The 12,412-nt window shown below is 62.6% G+C and carries 6 protein-coding genes and 1 pseudogene; 1 reads left to right on the top strand and 6 read right to left on the bottom strand.

The features are described from left to right. Positions 1 to 205 precede the first annotated feature (205 nt). Entirely contained in the window at positions 206 to 448 is a 243-nt protein-coding gene (locus tag IPJ12_13595) for a hypothetical protein (protein ID MBK7648156.1), read from the bottom strand. A gap of 252 nt (positions 449 to 700) precedes the next feature. Here IPJ12_13595 and IPJ12_13590 point away from each other — a divergent pair, with 252 nt between their 5' ends. Further along, complete coding sequence (locus tag IPJ12_13590; GenBank protein ID MBK7648155.1) at positions 701 to 2,263, top strand: hypothetical protein; 1,563 nt, start codon at positions 701 to 703, stop codon at positions 2,261 to 2,263. Between the two features lie 27 nt (positions 2,264 to 2,290). On the opposite strand, the gene IPJ12_13585 is transcribed toward IPJ12_13590, so the two are convergent. The 5 genes and pseudogenes from IPJ12_13585 to IPJ12_13565 form a co-directional block, all read right to left on the bottom strand. Continuing rightward, entirely contained in the window at positions 2,291 to 3,256 is a 966-nt protein-coding gene (locus IPJ12_13585; protein MBK7648154.1) for an FHA domain-containing protein, read from the bottom strand. Between the two features lie 1,257 nt (positions 3,257 to 4,513). Then, a pseudogene (locus IPJ12_13580) lies at positions 4,514 to 6,826 on the bottom strand (DUF4157 domain-containing protein). 11 nt (positions 6,827 to 6,837) lie between these two features. After that, positions 6,838 to 8,184, bottom strand: a complete 1,347-nt coding sequence (locus IPJ12_13575) for an ATP-binding protein (protein ID MBK7648153.1) — start codon at positions 8,182 to 8,184, stop codon at positions 6,838 to 6,840. Further along, on the bottom strand, positions 8,169 to 9,635 hold the full coding sequence (locus tag IPJ12_13570; protein MBK7648152.1) for a hypothetical protein: 1,467 nt from the start codon (positions 9,633 to 9,635) through the stop codon (positions 8,169 to 8,171). Before IPJ12_13570 ends, IPJ12_13575 begins: the two co-directional genes overlap by 16 nt. A 13-nt stretch (positions 9,636 to 9,648) precedes the next feature. After that, the gene (locus IPJ12_13565) at positions 9,649 to 12,405 is read right to left on the bottom strand and encodes a hypothetical protein (protein ID MBK7648151.1); all 2,757 of its coding nucleotides are present in this window, start codon (positions 12,403 to 12,405) and stop codon (positions 9,649 to 9,651) included. Positions 12,406 to 12,412: the final 7 nt, after the last annotated feature.

Here is a 12,412-nt window from a genome sequence, read left to right as displayed (position 1 = left end):
ACCCCATCCCGATAGCTCGATCTGCAATTACGATCAACGGCGACCCAACCCCGCCCGGGGAAAAAAATTCGATTTTTGGGCGTTTTCCCCGGTTGACCGTAGCCATCTGCTTAGCGTCCCCGCTTTCGGTTTTTTGAATCAACGTCGGCTGCAGGAATTGGTTATCTCATAACGCTCCACGCGTCTCCTGCAGTTCCAGATGCACTCAATGCAGATGCCCCTGGTTGATTTCGCTGCCGGGTTTCAGCATCAAGGCGACGAGGGCTGCGGTGATGCCGGTTAGGCACCAGAACATGAAGAAGCCGATGGAGTAGACCACTGTCGGGCTCCAGTCCACCGGTTCGCCAAACAGATAGAGTAGTTTTGGGTCGATGAAGGTGAAAAAGAATGCTTCGCCCGCCGCTGCGGTAGCGAAGGATAGAAACAGCAGATTGATCCATTTGGGCATATTTGACCTCTATTGACGGGGGAAGTGCGCTGGGTTGATAGGGACTGCCTGAGCATCCGCATGCCTCGCGCATTTTAGACCATGGATCCCGACAAAGTTCGGGTGTTGCACGCCATGACATTTTCAAAACTTGCCGAAAATATTGCTGTCATCCAGTAAGCTTGGGTTTCAATTTTGGGAGAAGTATTCATGTGCCATTACCGCTCTGTGATGCCTTGCAATACCCGCCCGCTTTTGGCCGGGGCCTGAGCCATGCTGGCCGGCAAAATTGCGACGCTGCTGATCATTGCCACTGTCCTGTCGCTGATCAGCGCGCTGATCGTGGCCAGTCGCTATCGGGCGGCCATGAAGCGCTTGATGAAAATGCCGTTGACCGCAGCAAGCCCGCCGCCTGCGGCGCTCCCTTCTGCGATGGATGCTTCGCCTTTCGCCGTCAGCCTTGATGACAACGATCTGGCTTATCGCCACCTGATCGGCGCCTTTGTCGGCCTGACGGTGGTCATGGCGCTGACCCGAACCCTGATCACGCAGATGGTGGCCGATGGGCCGATCACCCTGCTCACCATCAGCGCCTTGGGCGCCGCCTACTCGTGGCCTGTCGTGCCGGTTATTGCCGTGCTCGGCCGCTGGCGGCGTCGGCAACTGGTTGGCGCACTGGTGCTGTGGTTCGTCGCTGCGGTTGCCTTGATGAGCTGGCGCACGACGGAGGCGGTGAGCTTTGCTCAGGTTTTTAGCTGGATGCTGATCGACATCGGCTTGCCGCTGATCGTGGTGACATCGCTGTGCCTGGGTGGCGCGACGCGGGCAATCGGGCCATGGCTGGCGCCGCTCTTCATCCTGCTTTGCTGGTCATCGCAGGCTGGCGTTGATCTGCTGGCCCGGCTGGTGGATGAGCGCAGCCATTTGATCGACTGGCTGGTCAGTTATTTCAACCCAGTGGCCGGCATTGCGCTCTTCGCGCTGCTGCCGTGGATTCTTGCCTGGTGGCCCGTGCGGGCCATTGGCCGCTGGCTGGCCAAGGCTTATTCCGAGCGCCGCATCTCCGAGCTGTTTTACCTGTTCTCCGCCGTGTGGACCATTGCCCTGACCGGCCCGGCCGTCATGTCCATCAGCAGTATTGGCTGGGCCGGGCTGGTTACCTACCTACCGCTGCTCTGGGTTCCGGTCGGCGCCTGGCTGATGCAGCGAACGCTTGGTGCCCAGCGCAAACAGGGCCGGCCACCGACCTTGCTGGTGCTCCGCGTCTTTCAGCAGGATGCCAATGTTCAGGACTTGTTCGACCGGGTGATCGAGCGCTGGCGCCTGACCGGCAACACGGTTCTGATCGCCGGCACCGACCTGGTGGACCGAACCATCGATGCCGACGATATTTTCACTTTTCTGGATGGTCGCCTGGGCGAACGCTTTATCCACCAACCGGCCGATGTCCCCCGCCGGCTGGTGGCCTTTGAGTGGCAGAGCGATGTTGAAGGGCGCTATCGGGTCAATGAATGCTATTGCCACGACAGCACCTGGAAGGTGGCGCTGGCCGAGCTGCTGCGTATCAGCGACGTGGTTCTGATGGACCTGCGCAATTTTCAGTCATCGAACGAAGGTTGTTTGCATGAGCTGCGCGAATTGGGCGCATTGCCGGGCGATCCCCGCGTCGTTGTTTTGATCAACGAGCATACCCATCTCGACAGTGCCCGCGCTGCCACCAGCAATGCCCCAGGCAAACGCTTTGTCTGGCTGAAACAGGAAGGGGCGACACCGCCAGCCACGGCGCAGGTATTGGCGGCATTGCTGGGCGAGGCATCGGCCACGCCCGGGCACTGAAACTATCGTGCGAAAAGGATCTTGCCCTCAGGCGTTTCCGGTTTTGATGTCGAATTTAAGGGCAGTGCTCTCGCCCGGCAATGAGGGATGGCCCAGGCTGATATAGCCGCTGTGTGGCAGATTCAGCATGGTCTTTCTGACGATGCGTGGCTTGCCGCCGTCAAACGCCATGAAGGTGCCGTTGGTGCTCACATCCACCAGCACATAGCCATCACGTTGATAAATGATCTTGCAATGCTGGCGCGAGGCTTTTGGGTCGATCACGGTGATGTCATTGCCAGAATCGCGGCCAATCGTGATGACCGGATGATTGTGCCCGAAACTGCACTCAATGCCGTCCAGCGAGAACGTAATGGATGTTTGGCCATGTGCCGCAGGCACGCTGACTTCCGGCGTTTTTTGCGCGGTGGGTGACGGCAGCCGAAGCATCGGCAGCATTTGCCAATTGACGACATGGGCAACAACGTCGATTCCGGCGTCATCCACCGGGGAAACGGCAGCGCTCAGGCTGGTTGGCAGTTCGCTCGCTACCGCATCTGACACCACAATGCTGCCCTCGCCGAGAATGCTGGCGAACTTGATCGCCGCAATCTCGGCCAGATCAATTGAATTGCCGGAACGGGGCCTGGCATCAGCGGACTGGATACCAATTTTTAACGCGATCTGGGTCTCCGAAATCTGCGGAATGACAGCGCAGCGCCGCTGCATTTCGCCAGCCCCCAGCACAGCCGCTTCGGCAGTTTGAAATTCGGCCAGCAGGCCCCGGGGCATCTGCCGAACAACCTTGCCGCTCAGCGCGGCGACCACGCGCTCCAGCCGCACCAGCCGGCGACGAACGAGCTTTTGCAGTAAGGATTCATCGGGTTCTGCGGCATGAAGAACACTTTCCGATACCGCCGCATGGACCAGATACACGCGTCCCGTGTCGCGCATCCCGGCAAGGATATCGGTCGCGGAAACGGATGTTTCGGGCACTGATTGCTTGTCAAACATAGTCTGCCTGTGCAAAAAATCGATATTCGCCGTCGTCATCAGGGATAAGCGAAGCACTTCAAAAGGCTTCTCGCGCAGTTTATCCTGAATTATCAGTTTCTACTTTAGTGATAAATCTCACGACTGACTCCAGCGCTCGCATTTTATGGCATTGTCAAACAATCTGGCTAGTTTCAGTGCGATCAATTTCACATTCCGACTTAAAAATCAATGCTTCATCATCAGTTGCTACGCCGTGAAGCAAGATACAAAAATGATGAAAACATAAGCCAAGCCAGCAAAATTTTACAAAACAGACAAATTTCATTTTCACCAGTTTTTTCCAGTTGACCGCAGCAAGCCTGCTTTGTCCGCAACAAAGGACAAGGGCGGTTATCTGGGCAAACTGACCAGCGTCACCAGGGTTCCATTCTGGCTGCCCTCAATCGGCATGGCGGAGGCCGGCGCGTGCAGTTGCCACTGGTTCAGATCGCGCAGGTTGTGCCAGCGCGTTGGGTCGCCGCGGCCCGTATAGAGCTGGTACCAGTAGATGTTGGCGGCGGTGGCATTGGGGAATTTCCGCCGCGTCGAGCGCAGCATGCTGCAACAGATACCGCAGGGGCTGTAGTCGCGCAAATGCATGTCCACGCGGGTCACCCGGCCTAACCACCTGCGGCCTTCAGCAACCGCGTCGACCTGCTCGACCCAGTGGTCGAACTGGCGTTCGGCATGGGTCTGGTTGCCAGCCGTATCCGGGTTGAGGCTGCCGGTGTTCCAAGTCACCAGCTGGACGCGATTGGCCTCCGGTTCCAACACGATACCGCCGATGGCCCGGCCCCGCGCCGAGCGGGTGGTCGCGCTGTCATGCGCTGCATCGAGTTCATTGAAGCTTCTGGCGTTAGGCCCCGTCGTACTGCGCGCTCCTTCCGGCGTCGCACCTATCGGCGTGCTCGCACCCGGACGGGCTGGCGCTGCGGCAGGCCCCGGTGCCAGCGTCAGTTCGATATTGGCGCGCACGCTGCGCCCGCGCGGCACCGCGCCCTGCGGCCGGAGCAAGGCGATCGGCGCCGTCGGATTGGTCTCGACCAAAACCTGCACTTCGCCATCGGGATTGGGCGGCGAAAGGCTCAGCCGGCGAATGCCCTGAGCGCGATTCTGCGCCGCCACCCGTTGCAGGATCGGATCGACCTGTTCCAGCGAGCGCGCTCCAGCCAGCTCCCGGGTCAAAGCAGCAAGCACCGGCCCACGCAGTGCACTGGTGGGCGAGGTATCACGCGCCAGGAAACGGCGCCCGATGCCGGCGATCCAGTCGACCACCCGATCCAGCGCCCGGTCGATCGGCGCACGAATGCGGTTGATGATGTTGGTAATCGCGTCGCTAACCCGGCCCAGCCCGACCAGGCGAGCGAGGAAGCTGATGACCAGCGTCAGCAACCCGGCCATGGTCTGTTCGACGCGGTTGGCGGCCGCAGCGATGACGCCGCCGGCGATGGCAGCGATTGAGTCGATGAAGGCAGCAGCGACCTGAGCGATCTGGCGCAGCCGTTCGACGAAGAACATCACCGTGTTGTAGATGGCGATGATGGCTTGAATGAAGGCCCCGGCCGGATTGAGCATCGACACCAGGCGGGTCACGGCGGCCATCACGATGCGGTCGCGGACAAAGTTCATCACCTGTTCGATGACCATTTCGCGCAAGTTGCTCAGGCTTTCACGGATGCGCTCCCACGCCGCAGCAGGTCCGTCGCGAACCAGCGTGACGACAATATCGAAGCCGGTTTCCATGGTGGCAACAGCCCTTTCACCCACCACGCGAACCAGTTTGCCGCGCACGTTCTGCCAGGTCAGGCCAAGCACGCTGAGCACGAACTTGATGATCTCCTGCAGCGTAAACGCCTGCGGGATGTAGATGTTGGCCGCCCCCATGGCGCCCGTCAGCCAGCCGATCAGTGAAGCGCGCAGATGGGCAAGAATGTTCGCTGCAAACTGCCGGAAGCCCTGAATGGCGGCGCGCACCAGATTGCGCACGAAACCGATGGGGTTGGCGACGATGGTGCGGAAAGCCCCGGCCGCCCGCCGCAGGTAAGGCATGACGGCCGGTGCGACGACATCGAAGATGATTTCGAGCAGGCTCATCACCTGCGCCCCGGCCCAGCTGACGAAGCGCCCGGCGAAGTCGCCAAAGACACGAACGATGCGGCCGAAGGTTTGCACCGGCGTCAGCAGGTCGTTGATACCGAGGCTGCGCAGCGTGCTGAGGAACAGGCCGGGCAAGGCGCTGACAAAGCCCATCAGCCCGGCCAGCGCACCCTGGAACCAGGCCATGGCGCGCGGCACGGCGCGGCTTTGCTGCAGGTTCTGCCAGACTTCTTCCTGGCCGATCAGGCGCATGAAGCCACCGATCAGGGTTTCGGCGGTGCGCGGCACCGGGTCGCCGGTGATCGGGTTACGGCCGAGCACAGCGCACAGCAGATCCCAGCCGCGCGTGCCTTGGGCCAGCCCGGCCAGCGGCCGCAACACGGCATCGCGGATGAACTGGAGGATGCCGGAAACGAGGTTGCCGACGAAACTCGTGATGCGCGCAATCGGCTCGGTCACGATGCGCTTGGCCCGCTCCCAGACGCCGCCCAGATCGAAGATGTCGGTCCAGCTCAGCGAATTGAGGAAGCGGTCAACGGCCTGCCGGATGCTGCTGGCAACCAGCCCGAGGCTGTTCATCTGCTGCTGCGCCCAGCCGGCTACCCGGTCGATGATGCCGTAGCCATCCAGCGCCCGGGTGATCAGCGCGCCGCCCGGCATCAGCTCGACGAGGGCGCGCAAGAGATTCCCCGGCGAGCGGTCGACGGCCCGCATGTTGATCGGATTGACGCCGAGCACCAGCGTGAACATGCGGAAGCCGGGAATGAAATTGGCGTGCTCGGCAAAGTAGTTGAGGGCATCACCAAGGCCGAGGCGCTGCACGGCCGGGGCGCTGCGTTCGCTCACCTGCGGCGCCAGGCTGCGCTGAATCTGTCGTTGGGCTTGCGGTGCGGCGCCCTGCTGGATGGTGTGGGTCAGTTCATGGGCGAGCAGTTCGCGCCCCTCGCCGCTGGCCGGATTGAATTGTCCGGCGCCGAAATGAATCTGGTTGCCGACGGTAAAAGCCGCCGCATTGAGGGCACTGCTGGCCTGCGCGGCGCGGGCATCGCGATGAATGCGCACGGCGCTGAAGTCGGCACCGAAACGGGACTCCATGTCCTGACGTACCGCCTCGGGCAGCGCTTCGCCGCTGCTGGCCGGCGGTTTGGGCACTGTTTGTTGCGGCCGTGTGAGCGGAGCAACAGCCGGGCCTTGGACTGGATTGGCTCGATGCAGCGTCGCCGGACTGACCACACTGGCCGGCCGTGCGGCCGCCGTCGCCGGCATACTGACGATGCTGCGCGCGACGTGGCGGGCCTCGACCTCGGCCGCATCGCCGGGCGCCGAGACGCGCAGGCTCTGACACTGGACACGCGTTCCTGTGTTGTGCCCCACCACCGGCTCGGCGACCTTGACGGCCGCTGCCGGCATCGGCGGTGCGGGGCGATTGACCAGGCGGGCGGCGGCTTCCATATCAAGCCCGGTTAAAAGCCCCGGCCCTCCTTGTGCAGTTCGCGGCGCAGGCCGTCATTGATATCCTCGACCGCCAGCCGACGGTCGCCGCGCACCAGACTGCGCAACGCGGCGTAGCGGATGATATTGATGATGGTGCCGCCAGAAATCTCATGCTTTTCGGCCAGCCTAACGAAATCGAGATCGACATCGCGTTCAAGCAAGGCCGGCACCGACTCGGTCCACAGGCGATAACGCTCCTCGGCCTGCGGCATCGGGAAAGCGATAACCGACTGGAAGCGGCGGGAGAACGCATCGTCGATATTGCCGCGCAGGTTGGACGACAGGATGACAACGCCGGAAAAATCCTCGATGCGTTGCAGCAGGTAGCTGACTTCCTGATTGGCGTAGCGGTCGTGGGCGCTATCGACACGAGTGCGTTGGCCGAACAGTGCGTCGGCTTCATCGAAGAACAAAATCCAGCCGCGCTGTTCGGCGAGGTCAAAAACGCGGGCCAGGTTCTTTTCCGTTTCACCGATGTACTTGGAAACGACCATCGACAGATCGACGCGATGCACCTCGCGCTCGCACAGCTTGCCGAGCAGGCAGGCGGTCAGCGTCTTGCCGGTGCCTGGTGGCCCGTGGAACAGGCAGGTGTAGCCGGGCCGCACACGCGCCGCCATGCCCAACGTGTGGAGCAGGGTTTCACCGTGTTCCAGCCAGTCGCGAACTTCTTCCAGATGGGCCAGCGTCGCCGGCGGCAGGACCAGATCAGCCCAGTTCAGGCCGGTTGTCACGCGCTGGGCCGGCAGTGCATCGGCCTCGCCGCCGGGCGCATCAAGATTGAAAAGCGCGAGCAATGCCGGCACCGCTTGCAGGCGGCCGGCGAGGATGGATTCACCGGGCGGCGACTCCAGCGGCAGCAAGACATTGCCGGCAAGCAGCGCTTCGCCGTGGGTGAGCAGATGGATGACGCGCAGGCGTTCGGGCAACGCGTCGCCAGCTAGCAGAAAACAGGCGGTCTCGCCGGTCGGGATGAAATGCCCGGACGCGGCGCCCTGCACGCCGCCAAATTCGCTGTAGCCGCGCTGGCTGGCAGGGTTTCTCGCCCACAGGACGTCGAGCAATTGCGGCCTGAGCAGCGGGGCCAGCGCGAGCAGCATCACGGCCCGTTCCTCGACCGTCAACGCCTGCTGCCGCAGGAATTCGGCGTAGGGCGACGGGCTGTCGTCGAGCATCGGCGGCGCCCGGTCGCCGGGCAAGACCGGGCTGGCCGGCTTTTCGGCGAAGTAGGTATCGAGGCGATGCTGCAACAGCGCCGCCAGCCAGCCGAGGTCGGCGTCGAGATCGAGGGCGGTGGCTTTCAGGCGCTCTGCCATTCGGTGTGCAGACTGCGTGGCATCCAGGGCAGGCGAATGATGGAAATGCCCCAGGGCAGGCGGTCGATCAGGAGGTCGAAAGCTTCGGCTTGCGGCCGCAACAGCCAGCCGTCAGCCGCCGGATAAAGCAGGCCGCCGCGCTGCAGGAAGGACAGGCGCAGACCGTCGATGCTGGTTCTGCCCAGCGCTGACCAGTGCTGAACGACGGCGCCGAGCAGCGCTTCGCCCTCCTCCCGCTCGGCATCGCCAAGAAGGCCGGCGGCGACGGGCAGCGGGTCATCCGGATTCAGCCCAAGCAGCAGCTTGGCGGTGCCAAGTTCGAATTCAAACGGCTCGTCGCGCCCCGTGGCCAGCCAGTTGAGCAAGGCGGCGGCTTGCGGCAACCTGGACCACGGAAAAGGCTCACCCTGCGGATGACTTTCGCCGACCCAACCGAGCGCTGCAAACAGGCGCGGCAGATACGGGTGGAGCAGGATCAGCCCGGCCGAGCGCAGGGGCTGGCCAAGGGCTTGCTCACGGTCAACCGGAAAATTCGACGAATTTTGGAATGTTTCCGACGCCAGCGCCGTCGGGTTCGCAGCACGCTGGCCGCCGCCATCCGGATGATCCGTAAGCGGTTCCGCATCGCCACCCAGCCAGGTTTCGATTTTTAGCCAGTTTTCCCGGTCGACCACAGCGAATGTTTCCAGTTGCCCGGCACAGGCCCGCGCAGCCTGCAGACATTCGCTGCGATCTTGAGCAGAACGCGCCGGGCCACCTGACAGCGCCAACAAGCCAAGCGCCTGCAAGCGCAGTGCGTGGTCAGCCGGGCGAGTGGCCGCCATTCGGCGCAACATCGCCAGACAGGCCGACGTATCGCCATCCCGGGTTTCAGCCAGGCGGCTAGCCAATGCCCACCAGCGAACGCGCCCGTCAGCATCGAGCAGTTGCAGAAAGCGGAACAAGGCATCGGCACGCGCCTGTGCCCCTTGCGGCAGATCGGCCAGCAGGCCGGGCCAGGCAGTAGCGGGCGAGGTGCTCCACTGCATGGCCTCGTCAGCCAGTTGCTGACGCAGTTGCGCCGGGTCACGCTCGGCATCGAACCAGTCGACCTGCCCGCTGATCAGGTAGTGGCGCAGGCGCCCGGTCGAGGTCAGGTCATGTCGCGACGCCGCTGACATTTGCGGCTCGGCGGTAACTGCCTCACTCAATGCCTGACGCGCGGCCTCGGCAAGCCTGACGGGCAATTCCTCGGCCAGGCGCTCAAGTGATGAAATGCGGATCGACACGTCGAGGCGCGACACATGGATTTCCCGCTCGCCGTCGTCGAGCACGGCAAATGCGCTTTCCAGCGCCGGCAACAGGCTGAGTTCGTTTTCGCGGCGCAGCATCGAGCGCACGGCAAAGGCATCGGCCGCGCTGGCGGCAGTGACCTGCCAGCGTTGTCGGCGAATGCGGTGCGTGACGCTCATGGCCGTATCCCGCTCAGCCGATGCGGAAGCCGGCGTTGGTCATCACCTGGGTGACGACCACGGCAGAACTGCCGGTATTCAGTTTGTTGGCGGTCACTGCCGTCTGCTTGAGGTTGGTCTGCAACGTGGTACTGGCTGTCTTGTCGGTGACCGTATTGATGGCAGCGCCGACCGTCTCGTAAACCGTTGCCTTGTCGGCTTCGAAACGCACTGTTTCCGGTGCGGCAACGGCGAAATACTCGACGGTCGTGCTGACCGAGGCAGCCAGCTGACTCTCCAGTTCCTTGGCCTGAGCCGCCGCCTTTTCACGCGTATCGGCCGGCACCCGGTCGTCGCCAGCCACGGCGCGCAAGCCGGTGATCTGTTCTTGCTGCCCCTTGACGATGGCCAGCATCTGCTCCATGTAGCGGTCGCTCGTCGCTGCCTTGGTACCGGCTACATCAACGCCAGTGACGGCCTTGGTGTTCTTCAGGACATCGCCCAGACTGCCCAGCGATTCACGGAAGAACGTGGCGTAGTTTTCCTGCAGTTTCAGCTCGGGCAGTATCTTGACCTCCCTGAATTCGTTCAGCGTCAGGTCGATCGGCTTGATCACCTTGATCGGGAGGACTTCGTACGGCAGGCGAATATCGGGCAGCACCAACTCGGGTTCCTCCTGATCGCTTTCGTCGTTGTCGTCGATCCAGTAGGGCAGCATCAGGTCGCCAATGACCACGCCCTTGTCGTCGTAGGCAAGCACAAACGTGCCGCCCGGCACGGTGCCGCCGAAGTGTTCGAGGCCGGGATGCTCGCCGATCATGTTGGTGAACAGCAGGCGATCCTTCTGGTCGTCCTCGCGCTTTTTCAGAATGTCGCCAATCCAGTCCACCCACTTGTGCGTCTTCGAGCCGGTCAGGGTATCCACCGGCGAAATCACATCGGTACGCATGATGTCACCGAGGTTGGCCTTGACTTTGGTCGTGTTGAGCACGGCCGTGTCGAAGCGGGTCGACCACTGAGTGTCCTTCAGGGCGGTGAAGGCCGTAAAGCTGCGGACGCTAAGCGCTTTGTTGCCGGTGCCGACCAGATCGTCACTGGCTTTTTGCAGCACGACCTTGGCCGCTGTCACCGTGTCGGCAGGCGCTGCCGCCAGCGCATTGCCGGCCGGACGCACGGCCCAGTCACCCGCGGCGGTGATGCCCTTGACCAGCTGGTCGCTGAAGGCGATGTTGTCCTTGATCTGGCTGGCCAGGTCCTGCCGCAGCAGGTAATGCAGGCTGTGCAGGCTATTCTTCTTGAACAGCGGACCGCGAATGACGAGTTCGCGCTTGTTGTGCAGCAACACACTGATCACGGCAATCGGCAGGTTGCGCTGGCGAATCAGCTTTTCGATGGCCGGCTCGGCCAGATCGACTTTGAGGCCGATATGCCCTTCGATTCGGAAGAAATCGTTGCCGCCAAGATCGCGCCGGAAAGGATCGTCCGCCGCATTCTTGTCGGCCGGCGGCATCCAGAAGTAGCCAAGGTTGTCGTCGGTTTCGTCGCGCTGGCGGCGTTCTTCGTTCCAGAATGCCCGCACATCGCTGTCGCTGCGATAGTAGATCGGCACGGCCCTTTGTTCGAGCGGCGCCGTTTCGCGGCGGCTGGGGATGACTTTCTGCCCCTGGCTGGCAGCCGGCAAAGCAAAATTGGTAATCAACAGATCAAATTTGCGCATCAGGTAACGGACGCGCTCGCGCGCTGCCCCGGCCACCAGCCACGGCGCCGGATAGCGCCCGGTGCGCAGCTGACTGGTATCGGCCAGCGCGCCGAGCAGCAGGTGCTTGGGGAAAGCGTTGGCAGACGGACACAGCACTGAGTCATCGGCAAACAGCGCCGCCCGCAGATCTGCCCAAGTGGCAACCAGATCCTTGGCGAAGGCATGGTAGTACTGGATGCCAGGTTGCGCAGCGGCCATCTTGCCAGCGATCTCCTTCAAGCGAGCAGCCCATGCGGCGGGGCTGGGCAGGTCGTCCGGCCAGCGCCCGTCGAGCGCCTTGTTCATGCTCGAAATGGCATCGATCAGCGCGGCCAGCGTGGCATTGCCGGCATTGCGATACACCGCCGCGAAGGCTTCGGCCGAGGCTATCGTCACCTTGTCGCCCGCCCCGGTACCGAGATCGGGGCGCGTGGCGAAGACGCGTGGCAACAGGCGAGCGATGTCGGCGCCGGTCGGCAATGCTGCGGTCAACCGGATTTTTTCGGCAATTTCACGATTGATCAGCAGCAGGCGTTGGGTATTACGGGCGGTACGGCCACGGTTATCGCAATCGCCGCCGGTGCACAGATCGGGATCGTTCTCGTAGCTTTCCATGAAAGCCACGGCGACCATCTGCTTCAGTTGGTCGGCGATGTCGGCCAGCGGCTTGCCGTCGCGCTTGTCTTCGGTGGTGAGCAGCTCAATCAGCGGCAGCATCTTGCCGTCAACGTAGAACGGCTCGTAGGCCGGCGCGCTTTCGTCGTAGACCAGCCAGCGGTCGAAGGCGGTATCGGCTGACCAGCCAATCAGGTCGCCGTCGCTGGTCACACCAACGCCTTTGCCGACGATGATCTGCTCCTTGCCAACGGTCGGCCACAAGCCGCCAACGATGCCGATGCCAAGCAGCTGCGTGCGGGTCAGCCGGCTTTGGTCGTCGAGATATTCAACGACGCTGTTCAGTTGCGTCTCGGTCAGGACCTGATCGCGCTCAAAAATTGCGTAATCGGTGGTCACTGCGTCGAGACGGCGGATAATCTTGAGGGGGTCGGCCATGGTCGTG

It is taken from the genome of Betaproteobacteria bacterium, from assembly GCA_016709965.1.
GTDB lineage: Bacteria > Pseudomonadota > Gammaproteobacteria > Burkholderiales > Rhodocyclaceae > Azonexus > Azonexus amarohabitans.
Note: the sequence above shows the minus strand (reverse complement) of the source record. Positions and strands in the feature narration are given on the sequence as shown.

Excerpts from the sequence above, each read along its gene's own strand:
- IPJ12_13565 (MBK7648151.1), bottom strand. The coding sequence starts at position 12,405 with ATGGCCGACCCCCTCAAGATTATCCGCCGTCTCGACGCAGTGACCACC.
- IPJ12_13590 (MBK7648155.1), top strand. The coding sequence starts at position 701 with ATGCTGGCCGGCAAAATTGCGACGCTGCTGATCATTGCCACTGTCCTG.
- IPJ12_13575 (MBK7648153.1), bottom strand. The coding sequence starts at position 8,184 with ATGGCAGAGCGCCTGAAAGCCACCGCCCTCGATCTCGACGCCGACCTC.
- IPJ12_13570 (MBK7648152.1), bottom strand. The coding sequence starts at position 9,635 with ATGAGCGTCACGCACCGCATTCGCCGACAACGCTGGCAGGTCACTGCC.
- IPJ12_13595 (MBK7648156.1), bottom strand. The coding sequence starts at position 448 with ATGCCCAAATGGATCAATCTGCTGTTTCTATCCTTCGCTACCGCAGCG.
- IPJ12_13585 (MBK7648154.1), bottom strand. The coding sequence starts at position 3,256 with ATGTTTGACAAGCAATCAGTGCCCGAAACATCCGTTTCCGCGACCGAT.